Source organism: Photobacterium sp. ABD4_091 (assembly GCF_056160145.1).
In genome coordinates this window covers 1,011,270-1,036,497 of sequence record NZ_JBSWWQ010000001.1, presented here as the reverse complement: position 1 = coordinate 1,036,497, position 25,228 = coordinate 1,011,270, and the positions used below count along the sequence as shown (strand labels likewise).

General features: G+C 51.1%; 23 protein-coding genes and 1 other annotated feature. Of the genes, 15 read left to right on the top strand and 8 right to left on the bottom strand.

Features of this window, described 5'->3' with window-relative positions:
- The first annotated feature begins 12 nt into the window (after positions 1–12).
- The 4 genes from ACXAGQ_RS04610 (at position 13) to luxS (ending at position 5,992) form a co-directional block, all read left to right on the top strand.
- Positions 13–2,877 (top strand): M16 family metallopeptidase, encoded by a 2,865-nt coding sequence (locus ACXAGQ_RS04610; RefSeq protein WP_475252169.1) that lies wholly within the window; start codon positions 13–15, stop codon positions 2,875–2,877.
- 160 nt (positions 2,878–3,037) lie between these two features.
- The gene (gene gshA / locus ACXAGQ_RS04605; RefSeq protein ID WP_475252167.1) at positions 3,038–4,606 is read left to right on the top strand and encodes a glutamate--cysteine ligase; all 1,569 of its coding nucleotides are present in this window, start codon (positions 3,038–3,040) and stop codon (positions 4,604–4,606) included.
- 138 nt (positions 4,607–4,744) lie between these two features.
- Positions 4,745–5,347, top strand: a complete 603-nt coding sequence (locus ACXAGQ_RS04600; RefSeq protein WP_475254665.1) for a transglycosylase SLT domain-containing protein — start codon at positions 4,745–4,747, stop codon at positions 5,345–5,347.
- Positions 5,348–5,473: 126 nt separating this feature from the next.
- Positions 5,474–5,992, top strand: a complete 519-nt coding sequence (gene luxS / locus ACXAGQ_RS04595; protein ID WP_475252165.1) for an S-ribosylhomocysteine lyase — start codon at positions 5,474–5,476, stop codon at positions 5,990–5,992.
- Between the two features lie 119 nt (positions 5,993–6,111).
- On the opposite strand, the gene ACXAGQ_RS04590 is transcribed toward luxS, so the two are convergent.
- Positions 6,112–7,389, bottom strand: coding sequence for an HlyC/CorC family transporter (locus ACXAGQ_RS04590; RefSeq protein ID WP_475252163.1), 1,278 nt, complete (start codon positions 7,387–7,389; stop codon positions 6,112–6,114).
- Positions 7,390–7,466: 77 nt separating this feature from the next.
- On the bottom strand, positions 7,467–8,264 hold the full coding sequence (locus tag ACXAGQ_RS04585) for a cytochrome C assembly family protein (RefSeq protein WP_475252161.1): 798 nt from the start codon (positions 8,262–8,264) through the stop codon (positions 7,467–7,469).
- 210 nt (positions 8,265–8,474) lie between these two features.
- Here ACXAGQ_RS04585 and ffh point away from each other — a divergent pair, with 210 nt between their 5' ends.
- The 6 genes from ffh to ACXAGQ_RS04555 all read left to right on the top strand — a co-directional run bounded on the left by ffh (position 8,475) and on the right by ACXAGQ_RS04555 (position 13,180).
- Complete coding sequence (ffh, locus tag ACXAGQ_RS04580; RefSeq protein WP_475252159.1) at positions 8,475–9,851, top strand: signal recognition particle protein; 1,377 nt, start codon at positions 8,475–8,477, stop codon at positions 9,849–9,851.
- 183 nt (positions 9,852–10,034) lie between these two features.
- Positions 10,035–10,283, top strand: a complete 249-nt coding sequence (gene rpsP / locus ACXAGQ_RS04575) for a 30S ribosomal protein S16 (RefSeq protein WP_039468642.1) — start codon at positions 10,035–10,037, stop codon at positions 10,281–10,283.
- Positions 10,283–10,837: a ribosome maturation factor RimM gene (rimM, locus tag ACXAGQ_RS04570; protein WP_475254664.1), complete on the top strand. Its 555-nt coding sequence runs from the start codon at positions 10,283–10,285 to the stop codon at positions 10,835–10,837. The genes rpsP and rimM overlap by 1 nt, the downstream gene beginning before the upstream one ends.
- A 21-nt stretch (positions 10,838–10,858) precedes the next feature.
- Positions 10,859–11,605, top strand: coding sequence for a tRNA (guanosine(37)-N1)-methyltransferase TrmD (trmD, locus tag ACXAGQ_RS04565; protein WP_475252157.1), 747 nt, complete (start codon positions 10,859–10,861; stop codon positions 11,603–11,605).
- A gap of 36 nt (positions 11,606–11,641) precedes the next feature.
- A complete protein-coding gene (gene rplS, locus ACXAGQ_RS04560; RefSeq protein ID WP_107351786.1) occupies positions 11,642–11,995 on the top strand; it encodes a 50S ribosomal protein L19 in 354 nt (117 codons plus the stop codon).
- Between the two features lie 309 nt (positions 11,996–12,304).
- Positions 12,305–13,180 carry a hypothetical protein gene (locus tag ACXAGQ_RS04555; RefSeq protein WP_475252155.1) on the top strand — a complete coding sequence of 292 codons (876 nt, stop codon included), beginning with the start codon at positions 12,305–12,307 and terminating at the stop codon, positions 13,178–13,180.
- A gap of 270 nt (positions 13,181–13,450) precedes the next feature.
- Here the strand turns inward: ACXAGQ_RS04555 and ACXAGQ_RS04550 are convergent, their stop codons facing one another.
- From ACXAGQ_RS04550 to ACXAGQ_RS04540, 3 genes are all read right to left on the bottom strand, one after another.
- Entirely contained in the window at positions 13,451–14,935 is a 1,485-nt protein-coding gene (locus ACXAGQ_RS04550) for a carbon starvation CstA family protein (protein WP_107300789.1), read from the bottom strand.
- A gap of 402 nt (positions 14,936–15,337) precedes the next feature.
- Positions 15,338–16,051 (bottom strand): two-component system response regulator BtsR, encoded by a 714-nt coding sequence (gene btsR, locus ACXAGQ_RS04545; protein WP_475252153.1) that lies wholly within the window; start codon positions 16,049–16,051, stop codon positions 15,338–15,340.
- Positions 16,048–17,748, bottom strand: coding sequence for a LytS/YhcK type 5TM receptor domain-containing protein (locus tag ACXAGQ_RS04540; RefSeq protein ID WP_475254662.1), 1,701 nt, complete (start codon positions 17,746–17,748; stop codon positions 16,048–16,050). The genes btsR and ACXAGQ_RS04540 overlap by 4 nt, the downstream gene beginning before the upstream one ends.
- A 215-nt stretch (positions 17,749–17,963) precedes the next feature.
- Here ACXAGQ_RS04540 and ACXAGQ_RS04535 point away from each other — a divergent pair, with 215 nt between their 5' ends.
- Both ACXAGQ_RS04535 and tyrA read left to right on the top strand, forming a co-directional pair.
- Positions 17,964–19,037, top strand: a complete 1,074-nt coding sequence (locus ACXAGQ_RS04535) for a 3-deoxy-7-phosphoheptulonate synthase (RefSeq protein ID WP_475238493.1) — start codon at positions 17,964–17,966, stop codon at positions 19,035–19,037.
- 28 nt (positions 19,038–19,065) lie between these two features.
- Entirely contained in the window at positions 19,066–20,205 is a 1,140-nt protein-coding gene (gene tyrA, locus ACXAGQ_RS04530) for a bifunctional chorismate mutase/prephenate dehydrogenase (RefSeq protein WP_475252151.1), read from the top strand.
- Between the two features lie 245 nt (positions 20,206–20,450).
- Here the strand turns inward: tyrA and pheA are convergent, their stop codons facing one another.
- Together pheA and hpf are read right to left on the bottom strand one after the other, a co-directional pair.
- Positions 20,451–21,632 carry a prephenate dehydratase gene (pheA, locus tag ACXAGQ_RS04525; RefSeq protein ID WP_187463891.1) on the bottom strand — a complete coding sequence of 394 codons (1,182 nt, stop codon included), beginning with the start codon at positions 21,630–21,632 and terminating at the stop codon, positions 20,451–20,453.
- Between the two features lie 22 nt (positions 21,633–21,654).
- Positions 21,655–21,777 (bottom strand) — a sequence feature (Phe leader region).
- A gap of 125 nt (positions 21,778–21,902) precedes the next feature.
- Positions 21,903–22,250 carry a ribosome hibernation-promoting factor, HPF/YfiA family gene (hpf, locus tag ACXAGQ_RS04520; protein WP_107300783.1) on the bottom strand — a complete coding sequence of 116 codons (348 nt, stop codon included), beginning with the start codon at positions 22,248–22,250 and terminating at the stop codon, positions 21,903–21,905.
- A 69-nt stretch (positions 22,251–22,319) separates the two neighbouring features.
- On the opposite strand from hpf, the gene ACXAGQ_RS04515 reads away from it, so the two are divergent.
- A complete protein-coding gene (locus ACXAGQ_RS04515; protein WP_475252149.1) occupies positions 22,320–22,508 on the top strand; it encodes a hypothetical protein in 189 nt (62 codons plus the stop codon).
- A gap of 128 nt (positions 22,509–22,636) precedes the next feature.
- Here ACXAGQ_RS04515 and bamD read toward each other — a convergent pair whose 3' ends face one another.
- Positions 22,637–23,362, bottom strand: coding sequence for an outer membrane protein assembly factor BamD (bamD, locus tag ACXAGQ_RS04510; protein WP_475238498.1), 726 nt, complete (start codon positions 23,360–23,362; stop codon positions 22,637–22,639).
- Positions 23,363–23,502: 140 nt separating this feature from the next.
- Between bamD and rluD the strand changes: the two genes are divergently transcribed.
- Both rluD and pgeF read left to right on the top strand, forming a co-directional pair.
- Complete coding sequence (gene rluD, locus ACXAGQ_RS04505; RefSeq protein WP_475252147.1) at positions 23,503–24,477, top strand: 23S rRNA pseudouridine(1911/1915/1917) synthase RluD; 975 nt, start codon at positions 23,503–23,505, stop codon at positions 24,475–24,477.
- Between the two features lies 1 nt (position 24,478).
- Positions 24,479–25,204 carry a peptidoglycan editing factor PgeF gene (pgeF, locus tag ACXAGQ_RS04500; RefSeq protein WP_475252145.1) on the top strand — a complete coding sequence of 242 codons (726 nt, stop codon included), beginning with the start codon at positions 24,479–24,481 and terminating at the stop codon, positions 25,202–25,204.
- The last annotated feature ends 24 nt before the right edge of the window (positions 25,205–25,228 follow it).

Sequence of the window (25,228 nt, the reverse complement as noted above, 5' to 3'; positions counted from 1 at the left end):
GGAAGGCATTGAGTGCAAAAGTGGATAGTGGGGATTGCGCTGATCTCACTGGCAGGCTGTAGCCAACTACAGTCTCAACAGGCCGGGGCGCCCGAGTTACCGCAAGGGGTGACATTCGTTGAACAGGTCAAGGCTGGTTCGTCTTCTGATACACCGGTGATCCCGTATTCAAAATACCAGCTGGCCAATGGGCTGACGGTGGTGCTCCATGAAGACCACTCCGATCCCCTAGTTCATGTTGATATGACCTATCATGTCGGCTCTGCCCGTGAAGAGCTGGGGAAATCCGGCTTTGCCCATTTCTTCGAGCATATGATGTTCCAGGGCTCGGAGAATGTCGGCGATCAGGAGCATTTCAAACTGATCACCGAAGCGGGTGGAACATTGAACGGGACCACCAACCGCGACCGGACCAATTATTTCCAAACCGTGCCGGCCAACCAGCTTGAGAAAATCTTGTGGCTGGAAGCTGATCGCATGGGATTCCTGCTTGAGGCAGTCTCTCAGCGTAAGTTTGAAATCCAGCGTGACACGGTAAAAAATGAGCGTGCCCAGCGTTATGAAAACCGCCCTTACGGCTTGGTTTACGAACGTATGGGGGAGGCTCTTTTCCCGCGTACCCACCCGTATTCGTGGCAGACCATCGGTTATATTGAGGATCTCAACCGAGTAGATGTGAATGATCTGAAAGCCTTCTTCCTGCGCTGGTATGGCCCTAATAATGCGACGTTGACGGTTGGTGGTGACTTCGATGCCGAGCAGACACTGGATTGGATCAACAAGTACTACGGCTCTATTCCGCGTGGGCCGGAAGTAGATAAGCCTGCCAAGCAGCCGGTGACGGTCGAGAATGATCTGTACCTAACACTGGAAGATAGGATCCAGCAGCCAATGCTGCTGATGGCTTGGCCGACCTCCTACAACGGGGCAGAGGATGAAGCATCGCTCGATATGCTGGCCCGGGTCATTGGCGGTGGCCGCAATAGCCTGATGTATCAGAACCTGGTGAAAACCGGCAAGGTGGTCGATGCCGGTGCTTTTCATGATTGTGCCGAGCTAGCCTGTACCATGTACGTCTACGCGATTGGGCAGAGTGGCAAGCAGGGCGATTTGAAAAAATTGCGCGCTGAAGTGACAGATATCCTTGATGGGCTTGAAGAGCGTGGAGTATCCACCAAAGAGCTTGAAGAGCTGAAGGGGATGGTGGAAGCCAATGCAATCTTTGGCTTGCAGAGTGTCAGCGGTAAGGTATCCCAGCTAGCTGCCTATGAGACGTTTTTTGATGACCCGGGTTATTTGGGAACCGAGCTTGGCAACCTGCGTGCGGTGACGACATCGAGCATGGAGCAAGCCTATGAGCGCTATATCAATGGGCATCCCACTGTGACGCTCAGTGTGGTTCCTAAAGGCCGGACCAGCATTGAGGCGGCCAAGCCTAACTTCACGCCGCCGCCACGGATTATTCCTGAAATCACCAAAGTCTCTGAAGAGCAATTGCAAAAGCAGATGCGCACCGCCGTCGATGATTTTGACCGTTCGGTAATGCCGCAGCCATCTTCGCCAGTAGAGGCGGTGATGCCGGAGTTGTACCAGTTCGAGCTGGCCAATGGCATCAAGGTGTTGGGCACTGAGTACCGCGAGACCCCGACGGTAGAAGTGCAAATGGTTGTACCAGCAGGCCGCCGTTTCGAGCCGGAAGGCAAGGCAGGCTTAGCCAAGATGACGGCCAGCATGATGGCCGAAGCATCGCAGCAGTCGACAGTGGAAGAGTTGTCTTCCCGCCTTGACCGCTTGGGCAGTACAGTCAGTTTCTCGGCAGGCAAGTATGGCACAGTGGTCTCTGTGACCTCATTGACCAAGTTCTTGCCAGAGACGCTGGACATTATGCAGGAGCGTTTGTTCCAGCCAGCCTTTAACCAGGCCGACTTTGACCGTGTGAAGCAGCAGGCGCTTGAAGGGATCATCTACGAGCACCAACGCCCGGCATGGATGGCGGGGCAGGCGACCCGCGAGGTGCTGTTCGGTGGTACCTCCTTTAGCCTACCGCCGGAAGGCACCAAAGAGTCGCTTGAGTCGATCACGCTGGAAGATGTCAAAGCCTTCTACCGCCGCTACTATACCCCGAATGGAGCGGATATCGTCGTGGTTGGCGATATCGACAAAACCCAGCTGACCTCATCGCTAGGCTTCCTGGCTGATTGGCAGGGTATGCCGGAGCCGACGTATGTCACGCCGGAGTTGCCAGCGCAGCCAAAGCAGACCGTATGGCTGGTGGACAAACCGGGCGCACCGCAAACGGTGATCCGCTTGGCGCGCCAAGGGCTGCCATTTGATGCCACTGGTGAGCTATATGAAACCCAGCTGGCGAACTTCAACCTGGCGGGTAATTTCAACAGTCGGATAAACCTCAACCTGCGCGAAGATAAGGGCTACACCTATGGTGCCGGCGGTTACCAAAGCGGCGGCAAGGAAGTTGGTCTGTCGGTCTACTATGCCCAAGTCAGAGCGGATGCCACTTTGCCCTCGATAAAGGAGTTCTTGGCCGAGCTTGAGAAAATGTCGAGCAAAGGGGTGACCGACGAAGAGCTGAACTTCATGCGCTTGGCGGTGGGGCAGAAGGATGCCCTTAACTACGAAACGCCAAGTAAGAAGGCTCAGCTGCTGGGGCAGCTCCTGACTTACTCGCTGCCAGAGAACTTTGTCGAGACCCGCAATGAAATCGTCGCATCGATCACCAAATCGAGAATTGATGAGTTGGCGGCCAAGTGGTTCAACCCGGCGGATTACCAAATCATCGTGGTCGGTGATGCCGCCAGCCTAGAACCGCAGCTGGAAACCCTGGGTTTGCCGGTCAGGGCGTTTTCGCCAACCATGTAACCCTACTAGAGCCGGCCTTGTGCCGGCTTTCTTTTTTGTTATCGGCCCGGTATGTGTGATTGTTACTCCTAGGTAAAAGAGTTTCGATGTAATAATCATGGTAATCAGGATCATTTATGATTAATCTACCGGACTGAGTTGTTGAAGATTGAGAAGCACAGTGATGGATTTTTCACAAAGGCTGCAAAAAGTTGCGGCTAATCCTGATGCCCTAACCCAACTAGGGCGAGGCCTTGAGCGTGAAGCCCTGCGTATTACCCCAAACGGCAAGCTTTCCGGTGAGCCGCATCCGGCAGCGCTGGGGTCGGCATTGACCAATAAATGGGTAACGACAGACTTTGCCGAGCCATTGCTGGAGTTTATTACCCCTGTTTCTCAGGATGTTGACCACCTGCTGTCTCAGCTAAGTGATATTCATCAGTTTACCTACAGCAAACTGGGCAACGAAAAACTTTGGCCGATGTCGATGCCATGTGTGGTCGGGGATCAAGATGAGATCACCCTTGCCCAGTACGGCAGTTCTAACAGCGGTCAGATGAAGACCCTTTACCGTGAGGGCCTCAAGCGCCGCTACGGCAGCATCATGCAGGTGATCTCTGGGGTGCACTTTAACTTTTCCTTCCCGGACAGTTTTTGGGACGAGTTGTTTGGTGAGCAGCCGGAGCTAGAACGCCAAGAGGCTGTTTCCGATGCTTACTTTGGCTTGATCCGTAACTACTACCGTTTTGGTTGGCTGATCCCTTACCTGTTTGGGGCATCCCCGGCACTGTGCGGATCTTTCCTCGAGAATACCGAATCGAACCTAGATTTCGAGAAGATCGGCTGCGGTACTTACTTCCTGCCAAACGCCACCGCGTTGCGCCTGAGCGATCTGGGTTACACCAACCATGAACAAAGTTCGCTCAAGATTGGCTTCAATGGGCTGGAGCAGTACCTCGATGGCTTGAGAAAGGCGATCCGTACTCCATCTGCTGAATTTGCCAAGATCGGCGTTAAGGTTGACGGAGAATACCGCCAGCTGAACGATAACGTATTGCAGATCGAGAACGAGCTGTATGCACCTATCCGCCCTAAGCGTGTGGCACAGAGTGGTGAAAAGCCGTCAGAAGCCTTGAGCCGTGGCGGGGTTGAATATATCGAAGTTCGTTCATTGGATGTAAACCCGTTCAGCCCGATTGGCATAACTGCTGATCAGGTGCGTTTTCTGGATATGTTCCTGACCTGGGCTGTGCTGTCACCATCGGCTTCGATGGATGACGCCGAGTTAGAATGCTGGCGTGACAACTGGAACCGTGTAGTACTTGATGGCCGTAACCCTGATCTAATGCTTAAGATTGGCTGTAACGGCGAACGTTTGTCAGTCAAAGACTGGGGTACCCGTGTCTTTGGCGAGTTGGCTGATGTCGCCAAGGCGATGGATGCCGCTGCAGGAAACGATGCTTACCAGGATACGCTGGCCCGCCTGCAAACATGGATCGAACAGCCGGAGCTGACGCTGTCGGCACAGTTGCTTGATGCTATTCGCAAGCAGGATGGCATTGGTGCAGTGGGTGATAACCTGGCTGCCGGCCATGCTGCTAACCTTAATGATCGCCAGTATCAGTTCTATTCGGCGGATGTGTTCGAGCAGGAAGCGGTAGAGTCAGTCGAGCGACAAAAGCAGATAGAAAGCAGTGACGAGCTGTCTTTTGATGCGTTTCTTGATGAGTATTTCGCTGATATAAAATAAAAAAAGAGGGCAGCGACCTTGCTGCCCGATAATTCATTTCGCAGGGATGACAGCAGCGCTTGGCTGCTGTCATATATTCTGACCACAAGGATGGCGTGAAGTTCCATGTTTGCCCAATTAAAGGCTGCAAAACCTACCATGTCGCGGATGGCGCTGATTTTTTTTAGTGCTGTTATTCTTTCAGGCTGCGCTACACCTCCTCCCAAAGACCACGCCAACCTCTGTAATATCTTCCGCGAGTACCCGAAATGGTACGAGGCTGCATTGGATATGGAAGATGAGTGGGGGACGCCTATGCAAGTTGCGATGGCGTTTGTCAAACAGGAAAGCAGCTTCCGCCATGATGCCAGACCGCCCAAGAACTATGTTTTGGGGTTTATCCCATGGGGGCGGGTCAGCAGTGCCTATGGCTATGCCCAGGCACAGGATCCGGCTTGGTCGGATTACCAGAAAGCTACAGGTAATGGCGGCTCCCGAACTAATTTTGCCGATTCGCTGATGTTTATCGGCTGGTATACCCATGAAACCCAGCGTCAGCTGGGGATATCCAAGTGGGATGCCTACAACCAGTATCTGGCCTACCACGATGGCCGTGGCGGCTACCGCCGCGGTACCTACAAGTCCAAGCCCACTCTGTTACGGGTGTCCCGCCGGGTGGAGCAACAGGCCAAGGATTATGGCTGGCAGCTCAAGCAGTGTCGCCAAGAGCTGGAGAATAACCGCAGCTGGTGGCCGTTTTAACACCTGCCTATTAGGCAATCGCAAAACCCACTTGCTGGGTTGCTGCGGTGTGATATAACTTTTAATACGATTCTAAGTTGCGGGCTGTTGGTTGTGCCCGTTACTAGGCCAAGGAGTAAGGAAGCAATGCCTCTATTAGATAGTTTCACCGTTGACCACACCCGAATGCATGCCCCTGCCGTAAGGGTAGCCAAGACGATGCAGACCCCGAAAGGCGATACCATCACGGTGTTCGACCTTCGCTTCTGCCGCCCGAATGCCGATATCCTTAGTGAGCGCGGTATCCACACACTCGAGCATTTGTACGCGGGCTTCATGCGTAACCACCTTAATTCCGAGCAGGTAGAAATCATCGATATTTCGCCAATGGGTTGCCGTACCGGTTTCTATATGAGCCTTATCGGTACGCCCAGCGAGCTACAGGTTGCTGACAGCTGGACAGCGGCGATGGAGGATGTACTCAAGGTTGAGTCGCAGGACAAGATCCCAGAGCTTAACGAGTACCAGTGCGGCACTTACAGCATGCACTCGCTAGATGAAGCTAAGGATATTGCCCGCTATATCCTTGACCAAGGTATTGCTGTTAACAAAAATGATGAGTTGGCGCTGCCAGAGTCGATGCTGCAAGAGCTTAGCGTAAAGTAACTGGCGTTAAGCCACTTCGCGATTAAGGCGCGTTGCAATCGTTGATTTAGATATCACTGATTTTTAGATAAAACAAAGCCGGCGGTTGCCGGCTTTTTTGTTGAGTCGGGAAGGCAAGGTTAGCCTGTCTTCTTCAGCTGGTTGGGCAGTACCCGCACCTGCTTGATCATATTGTCGGACACCTCGATGATTTCCATTTGGTAGCCAGACACTTCAATGCTCAGTTGGCTGTCCGGGATATCTTCAAGGTGCTCCAGGATCAAACCATTGAGGGTACGAGGGCCGTCGGTGGGCAGTACCCAATTGAGGCTTTTGTTCAAGTCACGGATATTGGCGCTGCCTTCGATCATCAGGCTGCCGTCAGGCTGCGGCGTGATCTCCTCGGCCAAGGTTGGGCTGATTGAGGTGGTAAACTCACCAACAATTTCTTCCAGGATATCCTCAAGGGTGATAAGGCCCTGGATATCGCCGTACTCATCGACAATCAGGCCAATGCGCTCTTTGTTGCGCTGGAACTTCAGCAGCTGAATATTGAGCGGGGTACCTTCAGGAATGAAATACACTTCATCCGCCGCACGCAGCAGGTTTTCTTTGCTGAAATCATTCTTGTCCATCATCAGGCGGTAAGCTTCGCGTACCCGCAGCATGCCGACCACCTCGTCGATGGTATCGCGGAAAAGCACAATCCGGCCATGTGCCGAGTGGCTGAGCTGGCGGACGATCGACTTCCAGTCATCATTGACGTTGATAGCGGCAATTTCACTGCGCGGCACCATCAAATCTTCCACCGTGACATTTTCCAAATCGAGGATTGACAGCAGCATATCCTGGTGGCGGCGGGGAATTAACCCTCCGGCTTCATTCACCACGGTGCGCAGCTCTTCCGAGCTGAGCTTGCCGTCATTGGCCTTGTCGACCCTAAGGCCGAGTAGCATCAGGAAGCCGTTGGTGATGCCGTTGACAAACCATACCAGCGGGTAGAGCAGCTTCATCAGCAGCTTCAGTACGATGCTGCTGGCAAAGGAGATCCGCTCCGGGTAGAGCGTCGCAAGGGTTTTCGGGGTGACTTCGGCAAAGACCAGAACGACAAGGGTCAGGGCACCGGTTGCAATGGCAACCCCCATGTCACCGTAGAGGCGCATACCGAGGATAGTTGCGATCGCCGAAGCAAGAATGTTGACGAGGTTATTTCCAATCAGGATCAGGCCGATTAGCCTGTCTGGGCGCGCAAGGAGCTTCTCGACCCGTTTCGCCCCACGGTGCCCCTGGTTAGCCTGATGCCTCAGCTTATAGCGGTTGAGAGACATCATTCCGGTTTCAGAGCCGGAAAAATATCCGGAGATCACAAGAAGCAATATCAGGAGGGAGAATAGAACCCCCGTGGATATATCGTCCAAAAACCTATTTCCTTAACGTTTCTGTTACTTGAACTTTGTACCCAGACGAACCGGGTGTCAATGAATGGGGCATGGATTTATGCCCCAATAATGATTTCTTTGACGAAGCGGCTGCCAAAGTAGGCCAGCGTCAGCAGGAAGGCTCCGACCATGCTGAACCAGACAACCCGGCGTCCGCGCCAGCCTTTCTGGTAGTGGCCCCACAAGAGGACGGAATAGACACACCACGCCAGCAGTGAGAAAAGGGCTTTGTGGGTTTTGCCTTGGGCCAGTATGTCTTGGATGAAGATGAACCCGGTGACCAAGGTGACAGTCAGCAGGGAATTTCCGACTAAAATGATCTTGAAAAGCTGGCGCTCAACCATCATTAAAGGAGGGATGTTCGGGTTTATCAGCAGGCTCTTCTTATTCTTAAGCTTGTGATCCAACCAGGCCAGCTGGATTGCGTACAGGGTCGCAATCATCAGGGTCGAGTAGGAAAACAGCGCCAGCGAAATATGGAGCAGCACTTCTGGGTGGGTTTCCAGGTGGGTGATAAACGCGCCCGGCAGGAACGTTGCCGCAGTGAGGTTAATGGCGGCAAAGCTATAGACCACAGGCAGCAGGAACCAGACCCTCATCTTCAGCATGGCACCGGTAGTAATGGCGGCAATCAGCAGGCTGATCAGCGAGGCCACATTCAAAATACTGAGGTTTTGTCCCTGTCCACCCAGAATGAGATCTTTGAGCAGCAGGATATGCAGGGCAATAGCGGCCACGGCAAAAACAAAGACCGGCTTGGTCTTGATACCGTTGCTGTTGGTGAGGCCCGGTACAACCAGCCCTAGGGCAAGAAAGTAAAGGCATGCCGCTATGACGGCAATCAACATATCCATAGTAAACTTAACTATTTAAGATGGTAAGAGTTCGCAATTATACCTTGCTAGCCGCCCTCTCGCCATGGCAAAGCGAGATCAATGGCATACTGAAGCGGTTTTATCAGGGGATATCACAGTGAAAGTGTCCGTCAGGGCATGAAAGCAGGGTAAGGATTGCGTTATACTAGCCAGATCATATCGATTAGTTGCGTAACGAGCGAGTAGCACATGTTCGAAAATTTAACGGAGCGTTTATCGCGAACGCTTAAGAATGTCAGCGGCCGTGGTCGCCTGACGGACGACAACATCAAGGATACGCTGCGTGAAGTACGTATGGCGTTACTCGAGGCTGATGTTGCGCTTCCTGTTGTCCGTGACTTCGTCAAGCGCGTCAAAGAACGTGCGGTAGGTACCGAAGTATCGAAGAGCCTGACTCCGGGCCAGGAATTTATCAAGATCGTTCAGGCTGAGCTTGAAGCGGTTATGGGTGAAGGTAATGAAGACCTGAACCTCGCAAGTCAACCGCCAGCGGTTATCTTGATGGCGGGCCTGCAGGGTGCTGGTAAAACCACCAGTGTCGGTAAGCTGAGTAAGTTGCTCAAAGAGCGACAGAAGAAGAAAGTGATGGTAGTGTCTGCCGACGTCTACCGCCCTGCAGCGATCAAGCAGCTGGAAACCCTTGCCAACGATCTGGATGTTGACTTCTTCCCGTCGACGCCCGATCAGAAGCCGGTAGATATCGTTACCGCGGCACACGCTGAAGCCAAGCTGAAATTCTATGATGTCCTGATTGTCGATACCGCGGGTCGCCTGCACGTTGACGGCGAAATGATGGATGAAATCAAGGATGTCCATAAGGCTATCAATCCTGTCGAAACCCTGTTCGTGGTTGATGCCATGACGGGTCAGGATGCGGCCAATACGGCGAAAGCGTTTGACGAAGCCCTGCCTCTTACCGGTGTGATCCTGACCAAGGTCGACGGTGATGCCCGAGGTGGTGCGGCGCTGTCTGTTCGCCACATTACGGGTAAGCCAATTAAATTCCTCGGTATTGGTGAGAAGACCGATGCCCTAGAGCCGTTCTACCCAGACCGCGTAGCGTCTCGTATCCTTGGCATGGGTGACGTACTGTCTCTGATCGAAGATCTAGAGCGTAACGTCGACAAGGAAAAAGCCGAGAAGCTGGCAAAAAAATTCAAAGAGAAGAAAGGCTTCGACCTGGAAGATTTCCGCGGCCAGCTGCAGCAGATGAAGAGCATGGGCGGCATGATGGGCATGATGGACAAGCTTCCGGGTATGTCGCAGCTGCCAGACAATGTCAAAGATCAGGTTGACGACAAGATGTTCAACCAGATGGAAGCTATCATTAACTCGATGACGCCGAAGGAGCGCGAGCGCCCTGAGCTGATCAAAGGCTCGCGCAAGAAGCGTATCGCTATGGGTTCGGGTACCCAGGTGCAGGACGTCAACCGCCTGCTCAAGCAGTTCACCCAGATGCAGAAGATGATGAAGAAGATGCAGAAGGGCGGCATGAAGAACATGATGCGCAACATGAAAGGCATGATGCCACCGGGTGGTGGCATGGGCGGAATGTTCGGTCGCTAAGCGACAATCTTCCACTAAATCATTGAACTTGGGAAAGTCAACCTACTTTTACTGGTGAAAATTTAGCTAAAGCGGTTGCATTCGTCAGTTTAAAGAGTAAAATTCCCGAGCTTAATTTGGCACGGGCCCCGTTAGTATCCCTGGCGGGGCCGATTTCATTTACAGTAATGCAAAGAGGACGATATGGTTACCATTCGTTTGGCACGTCACGGCGCTAAGAAGCGTCCATTCTATCAAATCGTTGTTGCTGACTCTCGCGCTGCTCGCGACGGTCGTAACATTGAAAAAATTGGTTTCTTCAACCCGCTAGCTAAGGGTCAGGAAGAACGTCTACGTCTTGACCTTGACCGTGTTAACCACTGGGTTGGTCTAGGCGCAACTGTGTCTGACCGCGCAGCTAAGCTAATCAAAGACGCTGCTAAAGCGGCTTAATTAGCATGCCAGGTAATAGAGAAGCGATGAGTACACAAGACCGCATTGTTGTTGGCAAACTTGGTTCCACTTATGGCATCAAGGGTTGGCTCAAAGTTTTTTCTTACACCGAAGAAGCTGAAAGCATTTTTTCCTACCAGCCTTGGTTTATCAAAGTTAAGGGTGAGTGGAAGGAGTTCCGCGTTGAATCGTGGAAACGCCATGGTCAGGGGTTAGTCGCTAAGCTAGAAGGTCTGGATATCCGTGAGGATGCACAGATGTTCACTAACGCTGAAGTCTACGTATTGGCGGAACAACTACCAGCACTGTCAGACGACGAGTTCTACTGGCGTGAGTTGTATGGAATGACAGTGGTGACTACTGAAGGTTACGACCTAGGTAAAGTCACTGACATCCTGGAAACAGGTTCCAACGACGTTTTGGTGGTGAAAGCCAACCTGAAAGATGCTTTTGGCCAGAAGGAACGTTTAATCCCGTTCCTCGATGAGCAGGTCATCAAGTCGATTGATCGCACTGCTCAGCGGATCGAAGTTGACTGGGATCCTGGATTTTAATCCCCGGTAATAGGTGAACAAATGAAGGTAGGCATAATCAGCCTGTTTCCTGACATGTTTAATGCCATTACCAATTTTGGGGTAACAGGCCAGGCGGTAAAAAAAGGCCTCTTGTCAGTGGAAACGTGGAATCCTCGTGATTTTACCCACGACAAACACCGGACGGTTGATGACCGACCATATGGTGGCGGACCGGGTATGTTGATGATGGTACAGCCTTTGCGCGATGCCATTCACACTGCCAAAAAGTCTGTAGATGGCCAGGCTAAAGTGATTTACCTGTCACCTCAAGGCCGTAAGCTTGATCAAGCGGGTGTTGAGGAGCTGGCACAGAACGAGAACTTGATTCTTATCTGTGGCCGCTACGAAGGGGTAGATGAGCGCATTATCCAACAAGAGGTAGACGAAGAATGGTCTATCGGAGATTTTGTGCTGACGGGTGGTGAACTGCCGGCCATGACCTTGGTTGATGCAGTCGTCCGGTTTGTTCCGGGTGTACTGGGTGACTTTGCGTCAGCGGAAGAAGATTCTTTCGCAAATGGCTTGTTAGATTGCCCCCATTATACGCGTCCTGAAGTATTGGACGGGCAGGAAGTCCCTAAGGTCTTGTTGTCCGGCAACCACAAGGACATTAGCCGCTGGCGATTAAAGCAATCGCTGGGCCGAACTTGGCTGAGAAGACCAGAGCTCCTGGAAAATCTAGCTCTGACTGACGATCAGGAATTCTTGCTGGCGGAATTTATCCGCGAACATAAAGCAAGCATTTAATTAATTTAGTATCAGTTTATTCTAGGGTAAATACCAATGAGTAACATCATTAAGCAGCTCGAAGACGAGCAACTAAAACAAGACCTACCAACTTTCGCACCAGGTGACACTGTTGTTGTACAAGTTAAGGTAAAAGAAGGTAACCGCGAGCGTCTACAGGCTTTCGAAGGCGTTGTAATCGCTAAGCGTAACCGTGGTCTACATTCTGCATTCACTGTTCGTAAGATCTCGAACGGTGAAGGTGTTGAGCGTGCGTTCCAAACTCACTCTCCAATCGTTGACAGCATTACTGTTAAACGTCGTGGTGCAGTACGTCGTGCCAAGTTGTACTACCTACGTGAGCGTTCAGGTAAATCTGCACGTATCCGCGAGAAGCTTACTTCTAAGTAATTCGCGACGCGTAAGACGTTTATTGAAAAAGCCCACCGCAAGGTGGGCTTTTTTTATGCGTGAAAAATGGGTTTATATTTATCTGATGCAGGTGGGGTTTTATGTGCTTAAAAGTGAATAAGTGCAATGCATTCATTTTTATGTTATTGATTTAAAAGCGTAAAATTGCAAATGTCAGGGCGAAGTCAAAAATAATATAAATTTTGATTATATCTTATTCGTATTTTACATATTGAAATGAATGATGCATTGCGGCTCAGTCTTCATTCAGGATGATTAGTAACGCTATATACATAGGAGTTACTAATAATGAATAAATTTACAATTGCGTCTGTAGCAGTAGCGACTGCTCTTCTTGCCGGCTGTGGCGGCTCTTCAAGTTCTGGTGATGATAAAGACCTAGACCTACCTATTGGCGGTGAAGCAGAAGTATGTTTCAACCCAGTGCTTTGGCAAGATGGCACTCATGAAGTGAAGTGGCGTTATGACAATGATGCTTATAGTACAGAGCGACTAGCTATCACTAACGGTGTTGATTTTGATGAGCATAAAACAATTACACAGGTCGAACGTGTATATGCTTACTCAGAAACTCCATTTGGATCAGAGGCCGAAGCCAAACCACGCCGTGCACAACAGTCACGTAGTGGCCAATGGACGAATTCAAATTTCTATGTAATCGATGAGCAATCAGCATCGGTGTCATATGCTGGTGACATGGAATCTGACGACGTTAATTTTGATTCTGATGTAAATTCTCCTGCAGCACCACAATGGCTATTTGGCTCTAAAGAAGGTGAAACAACACCTGCTTCTTATACTACGACATGGGTTGAGGTTGAGGACGGACAGGAATTTCGTTATACCTGGGGACAAAGCAAGCGTAGTGTAACTTTTAATGGCTTTGATAAAGTTGATATCCTTGGTAAAGAAGTAAATGCATGCTCGTTTACAATTAAGACAACAACGGATGCTGACTTTGAGGGTGAAGCTGAAACAATGACTGAAACTTTAGAGCATTGGATTGACAAAGAAACAGGCCTTTTAGTTAAGTCTGTAACTCTCGAAGAGGGTGAAGATATTGAAGGATCATGGAGCTGGACAGAAGAAAAAGTACTTGAAAAGTACTCTATCGACGGCAAAGTGATCTTCTCTACTGAAGACGAAGAGCTTCCTGAAGTTTAATCGAGAAAACTGATTCTTCATTATGATAAACCAGCCCTGGTGGCTGGTTTTTTGTGTTTATATTCATAATAGAAAAATAACCTTTGCAGAGCCCAGAGCCCAGAGCCCAGAGCCCAGAGCCCAGAGCCCAGAGCCCAGAGCCCAGAGCCCAGAGCCCAGAGCCCAGAGCCCAGAGCCCAGAGCCCAGAGCCCAGAGCCCAGAGCCCAGAGCCCAGATATAAAAAAACCAGCCTTGCGGCTGGTTTTTGTGTTTTAGGGGGAAGTGAAAACTTACGCGGTTTCTGTGCTGCCTTCGACGTTCTCTTCGTCAGCAAGGTCTGTTTCGCCTTTGCCTTTAGAACGCTTGATAACATAGCCGGCGATAGATAGTGAGCCTACGATACCTGCGATAGTCGATACCGTCATTGGTAGGCCGAAACCTAGCTGGCCGTTGTTCAGGATGAAGGTAATACATACCGTGGTCATGAAGATGGCTGGAACAGTCGTCACCCAGTGCAGCTTGTTGTGGCGCAGTAGGTAAGCCGAAGCGGTCCATAGCATCATTACCGCGGTGCTCTGGTTGGCAAAGCCGAAGTAGCGCCAGATGATACCGAAGTCAACTTGGGTCAGGATGCCACCGATAACGAACAGTGGTAGTGCCATTAGCAGGCGGTTGCGCAGTGACTTCTGCTCCATGTTGAAGTACTCAGCCAGGATCAGGCGGCTTGAGCGGAACGCTGTGTCACCAGAAGTGATTGGCAGGATAACCACGCCTAGGAAAGCAATGATACCGCCGAATACACCTAGTAGACCGATAGACGAGCTGTAAACTACGTTGCCTGGGCCACCGTTGGCAACCGCGTCAGACAGTGCTTCAACTGAGCCGAAGAAAGACAGGGCTAGAGCACACCAGATAAGGGCGATAACACCTTCACCAATCATTGCTCCGTAGAAGACGAAGCGGCCGTTCTTCTCGTTTTCCATACAACGTGCCATCAGCGGAGACTGGGTTGCGTGGAAGCCAGAGATTGCACCACAAGCGATGGTGATGAACAGGGCAGGCCATAGTGGTAGGTCATTCGGGTTCATGTTGGTGAACATCTGGCTCATCTCGTAATCGCCAAGCAGTGTGTGCTCGCTCGAGAAGGCGATAGCCGTGATAAGGCCAACAGACATGAAGATTAGCAGCGCGCCGAACAGCGGGTAGAAGCGGCCGATAATTTTATCAACAGGGACGATAGTCGCGATGATGTAGTAAGCGAAGATGATAACCACCATGGTTGTCATCGACATGCCCATGCCGGTTTGCTCGTTCACCAGGTTAGTGATCATGCCAGCTGGTGCTGAAACGAAAACCACACCCACAAGCAGCAGAAGAACAATGGCAAAGATATTCATAAAGTGTTTTGCGCCATTGCCCAGGTAGCGGCCGGTAATGGTTGGTACAGACGCACCACCGTTACGAACTGATAGCATGCCTGAGAAGTAGTCGTGTACGGCACCGGCGAAGATACAGCCTAGTACAATCCACAGCATCGCGGCTGGGCCGTAAAGGGCACCCATGATTGGGCCGAAAATCGGGCCAACACCGGCAATGTTAAGTAGCTGAACAAGGTAAACTTTCTTGTTCGACATTGGAACGTAGTCAACGCCGTCTTGCTTGCTAAAAGCAGGCGTCTGGCGTTTTTCGTTGATACCGAAGATCTTTTCAATAAATGCACCGTAGATGAAGTAGCCACCTACCAGCGCCGCGACACACATCAGAAACCAGGCCATATCTTGTCTCTCTAATCCTATTGGAGTGGGGTTGGTATAGCTTTGCGTCCTTTGCCTCAACACCCTCGGCAACTGCGCAAAACTTATTTTAATAGCTGCCATCCTACTCGCTTGGGTTCAATATTCACCCGGTAAAGGGGTGAGTGGTTGTATGGCAGGGTGAGTGGTCGATAAAGCCATTAAGCGGTTTTATCGAGTTGGGTGAGCGGTTTTACCGAGGATTAAGCGGTGAAAGGGGGAATTTTAATTCCGTGATCATTGTCAGGGTATTGTGCCCTGAACCTTGCCAGTTGGCCGGTTTTGGACGGGTAACTTGGATGTGTTGGGGCTTTACTTATAACGGGATAGCCAAGGACAGGGGAGGCGTTCCCCCTGCTATTTCCTTGGCGGGAGAAAATGGGCTCAGGTTAACCCGAAGCGATCTTTGAGCTCTTTGAGGTAGCGGCGGCTTACTGGGACTTGGTGGTTGCTGAGCGTGGTAATTTCAGCCAGGCCGTTTTCCAATAATCTGATCTCCCTGATGGCGGTGGGGTGGATCAAATATTGGCGATGACAACGGATCAACGGGGTCTTTTCTTCCAGCGTTTTTAACGTCAGCTGGGTGGTTGCCTTGGTATCGCTGCTGACGACGTGGACGCCGCTCAAGTCAGAAAAAGCGGCTTCGATCTCATCGGGGCGAAGCAACAAAATTCGGTTGTGGCCGCTGCAGGGAATAAGCTCCAGCATGTCACTGATAAGTGGTGAGTAGTCGGCGGGTAGGCATTCCCGCACCAAACGCTTGATGGTCTTGGTCAGGCGGCAGGTTTCCACTGGCTTGAGCAGATAGTCAAAGGCATTGTCTTCGAACGCCTTGAGGGCGTATTCGTCGTAGGCGGTCACGAAAACTACCTTGGGCATGGTATCGGGGTCGAGCATACTCAGCATCTCTATACCGGTAATTTGCGGCATCTGGATATCGAGGAAAATCACATCGGGCTTGAGGGCATTGATTTTCTTTAGGGCTTCAATGGCATTGCTGCACTCGCCGATCACCTCGACCGACCCATTTTCTTCCAGCAGGTCGATCAGCTCTTCCCTGGCATATTTTTCATCATCAATGACAAGGGCCTTAATCATGCCGCATGCTCTCCGTTACGGTGTGTGAGGGTCTCAACGGGCAGCTTGATGGTTGCCCGGGTCCATTCGTGGGTTTGGTAGGTCATGGTCAGGCCATATTGCTTACCAAACATGTTCTTTAGGCGCTTGTCGACAATTTTCATACCAAGGCCGCTTTCTTCCCCGACAGGGGCATAGTTGCCTGCATTGTCCTCGACTTCGAGGATGACGTGATCCTGCTCGACAAAACCGTTGATGGAAATTTTACCATTTTCCAGTAGTGATGAAGTACCGTGTTTTATCGCATTCTCGACTAGCGGCTGGAGAGTAAAGGTGGGTACCTTCATGGCCATCAACTCGTTAGCGACATTTACCTCAACACTGAGCCGGTCTGAAAAGCGTGCCAATTCAATTTCCAGGTAGGCATGGATGTGCTGCAATTCTTCCTGTAGGGTGACCGTCTCGATATTTTGCTTGAGGTTACGGCGGAAGAACTGCGACAGGTGCTGGATCAACTGGCGCGCCTTGTCCGGGTCGCGCCTGACCACCGAGTTGATGGTATTGAGCGCATTGAACAGGAAGTGCGGGTTGACCTGGGCCTGCAACAGACGCAGCTCTGCTTGGGTAAGCAGATTCTGTTGCTGGATATAACGTCCAGTTAGGATCTGGTTGGACAGCAGTTTGGCGATCCCTTCGCCGAGAGTAAGGTTGACGGTAGAAAACAGCTTACGCTTTGGCTCGTAGAGTTTGATAGTTCCCAATACCTCATGGTTGCCGCCGACTAGCGGGATCACCAATGCTGAGCCGAGTTTGCATTTCTCATGGAGCGAGCACTGGTAGGGGATATCATAGCCATCGGCGTAGACCAACTCACAGCCATCAATGGCGCGGCGGGTGTAGCCGGAGGATATCGGCGTACCCGGCAAGTGGTGATCATCACCGATACCGATGAAGGCAAGGATCTTCTCTCGGTCGGTGATTGCAACGGCACCGACACCGGTTTCTTCATAGATGATCTTGGCGATCTTTTTAGTGCTCTCTTCATTGAAGCCTTGGCTGAAGATCCCTACCGATCGCTGGGCGATTTTCAGTGCCCGGCTGGAAAACGCCGCCGAGTATTTTTCGTAAATGGTTTTGCGGTCTTGGATGATACTCATGAAAAACGCCGCACCAACCGAGTTGGCGATTACCATTGGTAGGGCTATAGCGCTGACCAGCCCAAGGGCTTTTTCAAACGGCTGGGCAACCGCAAGGATGATCAGCATCTGGACGATTTCGGCCACCAAGGTGATCACAAATACCACTTGCGGACGGAAGATTTGATCAGCCTGTCCACGGCGGACATAGTAACTGTGCATGATCCCGCCAATCAGTCCTTCGGCAGTAGTGGAAATCGCACAGGCCAGGTCTGTAAAGCCGCCAAGGGTATAGCGGTGGAGGCCGCCGGTTAGCCCGACAGCAAAGCCAACAACAGGCCCGCCGAGCAATCCCCCCATCACTGCGCCAATTGCGCGGGTATTGGCAATGGCATCTTCTATGTGTAATCCGAAGTAAGTGCCTAAAATACAAAAGAGGGAAAACAGGATGTAGCAGGTAAAGCGCTGTGACAGCCGGCCTGAGATAGAGGTCAGAGGCATAAACAGCGGGGTTTTGCTAAGCAGGTAGGCCAGTACCAGGTACACGCTGAGCTGCTGTAAGAGAGAAAAAATCAGTTCCATTGCCATTGGGAGTGCGAGTGGGCATTGCCATTATGGTAACTGGCTTTGATGGATAGCGCCAAAAAAGCCATGCATGTAAACTTAGGTTTACAGTGGGTTTTTTTCTTTACATGGTGTTGCAATCATTACCTCAAGCCTGCTATTGTCAGCCTTACAGCAGGGTGTTCCTGTTTTTTCTTTTAGTTTTGTATTAATTAGTTTACAGGGAAGCCCGCATGCAAAAAGACCAGTTGAACAACGTCCATATCGAAAACGAGTCGGTACTGATCACTCCTCAGGAGCTACGAAGCAAACTGCCGGTCAGTGACAATGCCCTAAACTTCATTCGTGAATCTCGCCAGACGATTGCTGATATCATCCACAAACGCGACCACCGTTTGCTGGTGGTATGTGGCCCATGCTCTATCCATGATATTGAAGCCGCCAAAGAATATGCGGTGAAGCTAAAAGCGCTATCAGAAGAGCTGAGTGATCAGCTGTACATTGTAATGCGGGTTTACTTTGAAAAACCACGTACCACGGTGGGTTGGAAAGGCCTTATCAATGACCCTCACCTTGATGGCTCATTCGAAGTAGAGGAAGGCCTGCATATCGGCCGCCAGCTATTGATCGATCTGGTTGAGATGGGGATCCCGCTAGCCACTGAGGCTCTTGACCCAATCAGTCCGCAGTACCTCGGTGATCTGTTCAGCTGGGCTGCGATCGGTGCCCGTACCACGGAATCCCAGACCCACCGCGAAATGGCCAGTGGCCTGTCTATGCCTGTTGGTTTCAAAAATGGTACTGACGGTAGCTTGGGCACGGCGATCAATGCCATGCAGGCAGCAGCATCGGGCCACCGTTTCATGGGGATCAACCGTGATGGTCAGGTTGCGCTGCTAAATACTCAAGGTAACCCAGATGGCCACGTTATCCTGCGTGGCGGCAAGCAAACTAACTACGATTCAGTCTCTGTGACCGAGTGTGAAAACGAGATGAATGCGGCAGGTCTTTCTCCTTCGCTGATGGTAGACTGTAGCCATGCTAACTCCCGCAAGGATTACCGTCGTCAGCCGCTGGTTGCCGAAGATGTGATCCACCAAATCCGTGAGGGCAACAAGTCCATTATCGGTTTGATGCTGGAAAGCCACATTAATGAAGGAAACCAAAGTGCGGATCTTCCGCGTGGAGAAATGGCTTACGGTGTGTCTATCACTGATGCGTGTATCAACTGGGAATCGACAGATACCCTGCTTCGCCATACACACCAGGAGCTAACGCCATTCCTTCAAGAGCGTGTTGAAGACTAATTTCGCCACCTAAAGCAGAGAGCCATAGATGGTTGCTGAACTGAGTAAACTAAGAGATCAAATTGATGATGTCGACCGCCAGATGGTTGAGCTACTTGCTCGCCGTCTGTCTTTGGTCGAAGAGGTCGGCCATGTGAAAAGTCAGCATGGCTTGCCGATTTATGCCCCAGATCGTGAAGCGGCCATGTTGGCTTCACGCCGACAGGAAGCTGAAAGTAAAGGGGTACCGCCAGATCTTATCGAAGATATCCTGCGCCGTACCATGCGTGAGTCTTACGCCAGTGAAAATGATTCTGGCTTCAAATGCCTCAAGCCGGAATTGCGTCCGATTGTAGTAGTTGGCGGTCACGGCCAGCTAGGTGGTTTGTTCTGCCGCTTGTTTGAATTGTCGGGTTACCAGGTTCGCAAATTAGGCAGCCAAGACTGGGATAGGGCAGATGAACTGCTGGCTGATGCCGGTATGGTGGTGGTGTCGGTGCCGATCAATATCACCGAAACCATTATTTCCAAGCTGGGCAACCTGCCGGAAGACTGTATCCTTGCCGATCTAACGTCGGTGAAGAGTGGTCCGGTGCAAGCTATGTTGGAAGTGCACCGTGGGCCGGTTGTCGGCTTGCACCCGATGTTTGGTCCTGACATTGCCAGTTTGGCCAAGCAGGTTGTTGCGTACTGCGATGGCCGCAACCCGGAAAGCTACCAGTGGCTGCTGGAGCAGATCCAGATTTGGGGGGCGACCCTGAACCGGATCAGTGCGATTGAACACGATGAAGGCATGACCTTGATCCAGGCGCTGCGCCACTTTACGTCTTTTGCGTATGGGGTTCACTTAGCAGAGGAAGATCCTAAGCTAGAGCAGTTGATGTCACTCAGCTCGCCGATCTACCGCTTGGAGCTGGCGATGGTTGGCCGCCTGTTTGCGCAGGATGCCCAGCTGTATGCTGACATCATCATGTCATCGCCGCAGAACATTGCGATGATCAAGCGTTTCCACCAACGATTTGGCGAAGCGATTGCGATGCTGGATAACCAAGACAAAGAGACGTTCAAGCAGGCCTTTGGCCGGGTTGAAAATTGGTTTGGGGATTACGCCCAGCATTTTTTAACCGAGAGCCAGGGATTACTTAGACAGGCGAACGACTCGACTCACCGTACCTCGTCAGGTCGCTAAGCAAAGCGCCTTCGACATGAACAACAAAGCCCACGTACTTTGCAGTGCGTGGGCTTTTTAGTCTTTGGAGCCTAGAGCCCTAGAGCCCTAGAGCCCTAGAGCCTGTAGCTTAGAGAGTGGCATATTGCTGGATGGAATTTCAAAACCTACCTGACAGGGAAGTCAGGTTGGAGCTACATGGATGTATTTACCGCGTTTTTGAAATTCCCATCCAGTGATGTGCCTGTAGTGCCAGGCTACATCGCTTAGATCAAATCACCCGTCTCAGGATCAACTGGCTTGACGTTTTCGCTCGGGTAGCAACCCAGTACTTTGATAAAGCGGGTGAGGCGGGTCAGCTCTTCCAATGCTTCCTGCATCACTTCTGATTTCAGGTTTTCCTCGACATCGACGTAGAACATCTCTTCCCATGGGTTACCAATGACCGGACGTGATTCCAGCTTGGTCATATTGATGTTGAGGTTACGCAGTACCAACAGACACTCAACAAGTGAACCGGCTTTCTGCGCTGTTGACATGGTAAGGGTGGTCTTGGCTGGGATCAGCGAGGTGACTTCCACCGGTTTACGGGCAACCACAATGAAGCGGGTGTAGTTTTCCTGTTGGTTGGCAATATTGGTCTTGATTGGAGTAAGTCCATACAGCTCGCCACTTGAGGCATTACCGATAGCGGCTACGTTCGGCAGCTTGAGTTCAGCCACTTGCTTCATTGCTTCTGCAGTGCTTGAGCAGTACTCCTGGGTGATATTGCCCATTGAGTGCAGGTACTCGCTACACTGCTGGTGCGGTTGTGGGTGGGAGTATAGGGTATCAATGTCTTCTAGCTTGGTATCAACCGCTGCCAGCAGGCAGTGCTCGATAGGCTGGTTGATCTCACCGACAATCGACAGGCTAGTGTGCTGCAGCAAGTCGTAGACTTCGTTGATTGAGCCCGAGCTGGTATTTTCGATTGGCAGCACGCCATAGTCGGCATTGCCAATTTCTACCGTATGCAGCACATCGCGGAAGGTCGAGCAGCTGATCTCCACCAGTTTGGTTTGCTTCTTGCTGAAGTAGCTGCGGCTGGCCAGGTTGGAGTAAGACCCTTTGGCGCCAAGGAAAGAGACGCGGGCGACAGGTTGCAGGCTCTCTGGATTGGCAATCTTTTGCAGGAATGCCTGTTGGAACAAGACGGAGTCTTCGATAATGGTATGGAAGATCTGGGTAACGTACTGGGCATCCAGCTGCAATGACTGGCCTGTTTCGATCAAGCGAAGCAGCAGCTCTTGCTCGCGGGTCTGATCGCGCACGGGCTTGGCGGTTTGGATTTTGCTCTTGGCGACTTCAAGGCTGAGCTGACGGCGCTCGGCAAGCAGCTTAAGAATTTCGTTATCGATACGGCTGACGTTAGTTCGGATCTCGTCCAGCGAATACTGCGGTTCTGTCATTGTCGCTCCCTGTCTTATTCATACAAAAAAGCCCCCTTGGTTAAGGAGGCTGTCTGTTCGTCTTTAGCTTGTTTCTCGCGTAACGAATAGCCCCCACTAAGGTGACATAAAAAAGAAGCTAAAGAAAAACAGTTGGGTTATTTGCATAAATACTAAATGTTATGAATTTGGGTTAGTTATGGCTCAACATTATTAAGCCTTGGAAAGGTTGTCAAGCAGAAACTAAACAGCCCTGCTAGGCAGGGCTGTTTATAAAATCCTCTTGAATAATTATGCTTCTTCTTCGGCTTCTGTTTCTTCGATCTGCGGTTTATTGCTGTGGCTTGCACGGCGTGCCGTTGGTTTGTGAGCTTGTTTATTCAGTTGGCGTTCCAGCTTCTGGTATACCTCGGTAATCGCACCGTACATATCGTCATGCTCTGCTGAGGCGACTAGTTGACCTCCCGGAATAGCAGCAGATGCTTCAATTTTAAATTGGCGGTTTGGCTCAGTGCTGATCACAGCGTGTTTGCTGATGAGTGGAACTTGATACTTTTCTAACTTCTTGAATTTAAACTCAATACGCTCACGGATAGCAGGGGTGATATCTAGGTTTTTGCCGGTAATGTCTACTGTCATAATTATCTTTCCTCTTTTGCTACCCTTCGTTGGGTTGACTTCAGATTACTAAATTCAGGAATCAATAATGTGATCAAGATCACGATTGTGTTGTTAAAATATTGTCCAGAAAAATTCTGTGATCAGGCTTTGCTTGTTGCAAAAAAGTTTGAAGAAAGTGCTTGTAGAACACCAGAAACTTGGGGCAGTATGAGGAAAGAACGAACGCTGATGGCTGGTGCTGCTCAGGGTTTTTTTCGATTTATAACAACAACTTGAGTTAATTTTGACCAGTCTCTTTATCAAGCGGCAGTCTCTTATCAAAGCGGATAGTGACAGTATTCAGATATACATAAAAAAACAGCAGCCAATAGGCTGCTGTTTTTTTATGTTCGCTCAACTGCCCATTAAACTGGGTTGAGTGCGATAAGCTTGCGGGTGTTTTCCAGCGGCTCGCTCAAGCCGAGTTTTTCGTAGGCGCTTTCCATAATCAGCAGAGACTTACGGGCAGCCTCAGTATTTGGGTACTCGCGCTGAATAAGCTGAGAGCGATTGACGGCTGCCACCCAGGCTTCACGACGAAGGTAGAAGTCGGCAGCAGCTAGCTCGTACTCAGCCAGACGATTTTTCAAAAAGACCATACGCGCTTGGGCATCAGCAGCATAACGGCTGTTCGGGTAGCGCTCTAGCAAGCGTTTGAAGTCACGGAATGCTTTGCGGGCAGGTTCTGGATCGCGGTCGTGGCGATCGATATTGAACAGGTCATGCATAAAGCTACGATCTTGCGCCATGCTAGTCAGGCCACGCATGTACAATACCCAGTCGGCTTTTTCATGGGCCGGGTTCAAGCGGTTGAAACGGTCGATCGTTGCTTCTCCCAAAGCAAGATCATCGTTTTTGTAGTAAGCATAAATCAGATCCAGCTGAACCTGTTCAGAGTACGCACCGAACGGGTAACGGGAATCCAATGTTTCCAGTCGTTCGATGGCGGTTGTCCAGCTACCACTTTGCAGGGCCTGCTGGGCAGTGGCATAAAGTTCAGATGGCGGTACGTCCGGTACCACTTCTTCCGTGCTTGAACAGCCTGAAAGTATGGCGACGGCAAGAAGAGACGATAGAGTCAGGCGTTTCATTGCGGCGACTGTTTCCTTGATAAATAATTTTATTTCGGCGGATCCATTACGGTCTGAGCCGTTAACAGATACAATGACACTATTATGTTATTTTACGCAGCGTTTGACGTTTAGTCCCACGCTTTTTAAAAAAGTTCGCTATGGCACAGCAGATAGAGTTAACAAATACAGTAAATGATAGTCAACTTGGCTTGCGCCTTGATCAGGTTATCGCTGAATTATACCCCGATTACTCCCGCTCACGGATCAAAGAGTGGATCCTTAATGGCATGGTTTCTGTCGATGGGGAAATCACGACCAAGCCACGTTTGAAAATGATGGGCGGTGAAGAGCTGTTTATCAAAGCGGAGATCGAGGACGAAGTCCGCTGGGAAGCTCAGGATATCCCGTTAGATATCGTACATGAAGACGAGCACATTATTGTTATCAACAAGCCGCGTGACTTTGTCGTTCACCCGGGGGCGGGAACGCCAGATGGTACGGTGCTCAATGCGCTGCTGCACCATTGCCCGGCGTTGGCTGAAGTGCCGCGTGCCGGTATCGTCCACCGTCTGGATAAAGATACCACTGGGCTTATGGTGGTCGCGAAAACGATCCAGGCGCAAACCCGCCTTGTTCGCGCGCTGCAAAAGCGCCGCATCACCCGTGAGTACGAAGCGATTGCCATGGGCAAGATGACGGGCGGTGGTACGGTAGACAAACCTATCGGCCGTCACCCGACCAAGCGCATTTGTATGGCTGTCAGTGAGTTTGGCAAGCCGGCAATCACCCGTTTCCGAGTGGCGGAACACTTCCGCGAGCATACCCGTATCATTTTACGTCTTGAAACGGGCCGTACGCACCAGATCCGTGTTCACATGTCTTACCTGAGCCACCCACTGATTGGTGATGCGATATACGGTGGTCGCCCTCGTCCGCCGAAAAATGCATCTGATGAGTTGGTACAAGCTCTGCGAGCTTTCGACCGACAGGCCCTGCATGCGCGTATGCTTCGCCTTGAACATCCAATCACCGGTGAGCTGATGGAATGGCGTGCACCGCTACCAATTGATATGGTCGCGATGATCAGCATCCTGCGCAAGGACAAAGAAGCGCACCAAGAGGAAGAATACTGATATGTGGATCGTCCCTGACTGGCCAGCTCCAGCCAATGTCAAAGCCATTGCGACAACACGCGAAGGCGGTAATAGCGCTGGGCCATACCAAGGTTTGAATCTTGGTAACCATGTTGGGGATGACCCCGAAGTTGTGTTGCAAAACCGCCAGTGGTTACAGCAACAACTTGGTTTGGACACTGCCCCCGTTTGGCTGAATCAGACCCATAGTATTGATGTGGTCAACCTTGAGCGCCCAAGCGTAGAGGCAGTAGATGCTGATGGCAGCTACACGGCGCAAAAGCATCTCCCTTGTGTGGTGATGACGGCTGATTGCCTACCGGTGATTTTGTGTGATCGCCAAGGCACACAAGTTGCGGCAGTCCATGCCGGCTGGCGTGGCTTGGTCGATGGTATTATCGAACAGGCTGTCGCAAAGTTTTCAGTACCGGGCTCGGAGATCATGGCTTGGCTTGGGCCTGCTATTGGCCCACTGGCCTTCGAGGTGGGGGGCGAGGTGCGGGAACAGTTTCTTGCTCATGATCCTGCCGCTACGGACGCCTTCAAACCCCATGGTGAAAAATGGTTGGCCGATCTTTACCTGCTGGCACGCCAGCGCCTTGCCAGTGTCTCCGTGGGGGAGGTGTTTGGCGGGGAAGCTTGTACTTATGCGGATGCCGGGCAATTCTACTCCTACCGGCGCGATGGGGTAACAGGCCGCCAGGCAACCCTGATCTGGCTGGAATAGCTTTACTTGTTGGTTTCTTCAAGG

What these genes read in the sequence shown, in the direction of transcription:
- ACXAGQ_RS04600 (WP_475254665.1), top strand. Translation starts at nt 4,745, where the DNA reads ATGTCGCGGATGGCGCTGATTTTTTTTAGTGCTGTTATTCTTTCAGGC.
- luxS (WP_475252165.1), top strand. Translation starts at nt 5,474, where the DNA reads ATGCCTCTATTAGATAGTTTCACCGTTGACCACACCCGAATGCATGCC.
- ACXAGQ_RS04585 (WP_475252161.1), bottom strand. Translation starts at nt 8,264, where the DNA reads ATGGATATGTTGATTGCCGTCATAGCGGCATGCCTTTACTTTCTTGCC.
- ffh (WP_475252159.1), top strand. Translation starts at nt 8,475, where the DNA reads ATGTTCGAAAATTTAACGGAGCGTTTATCGCGAACGCTTAAGAATGTC.
- rpsP (WP_039468642.1), top strand. Translation starts at nt 10,035, where the DNA reads ATGGTTACCATTCGTTTGGCACGTCACGGCGCTAAGAAGCGTCCATTC.
- trmD (WP_475252157.1), top strand. Translation starts at nt 10,859, where the DNA reads ATGAAGGTAGGCATAATCAGCCTGTTTCCTGACATGTTTAATGCCATT.
- rplS (WP_107351786.1), top strand. Translation starts at nt 11,642, where the DNA reads ATGAGTAACATCATTAAGCAGCTCGAAGACGAGCAACTAAAACAAGAC.
- ACXAGQ_RS04555 (WP_475252155.1), top strand. Translation starts at nt 12,305, where the DNA reads ATGAATAAATTTACAATTGCGTCTGTAGCAGTAGCGACTGCTCTTCTT.
- ACXAGQ_RS04550 (WP_107300789.1), bottom strand. Translation starts at nt 14,935, where the DNA reads ATGGCCTGGTTTCTGATGTGTGTCGCGGCGCTGGTAGGTGGCTACTTC.
- btsR (WP_475252153.1), bottom strand. Translation starts at nt 16,051, where the DNA reads ATGATTAAGGCCCTTGTCATTGATGATGAAAAATATGCCAGGGAAGAG.
- ACXAGQ_RS04540 (WP_475254662.1), bottom strand. Translation starts at nt 17,748, where the DNA reads ATGGAACTGATTTTTTCTCTCTTACAGCAGCTCAGCGTGTACCTGGTA.
- ACXAGQ_RS04535 (WP_475238493.1), top strand. Translation starts at nt 17,964, where the DNA reads ATGCAAAAAGACCAGTTGAACAACGTCCATATCGAAAACGAGTCGGTA.
- tyrA (WP_475252151.1), top strand. Translation starts at nt 19,066, where the DNA reads ATGGTTGCTGAACTGAGTAAACTAAGAGATCAAATTGATGATGTCGAC.
- pheA (WP_187463891.1), bottom strand. Translation starts at nt 21,632, where the DNA reads ATGACAGAACCGCAGTATTCGCTGGACGAGATCCGAACTAACGTCAGC.
- hpf (WP_107300783.1), bottom strand. Translation starts at nt 22,250, where the DNA reads ATGACAGTAGACATTACCGGCAAAAACCTAGATATCACCCCTGCTATC.
- bamD (WP_475238498.1), bottom strand. Translation starts at nt 23,362, where the DNA reads ATGAAACGCCTGACTCTATCGTCTCTTCTTGCCGTCGCCATACTTTCA.
- rluD (WP_475252147.1), top strand. Translation starts at nt 23,503, where the DNA reads ATGGCACAGCAGATAGAGTTAACAAATACAGTAAATGATAGTCAACTT.
- pgeF (WP_475252145.1), top strand. Translation starts at nt 24,479, where the DNA reads ATGTGGATCGTCCCTGACTGGCCAGCTCCAGCCAATGTCAAAGCCATT.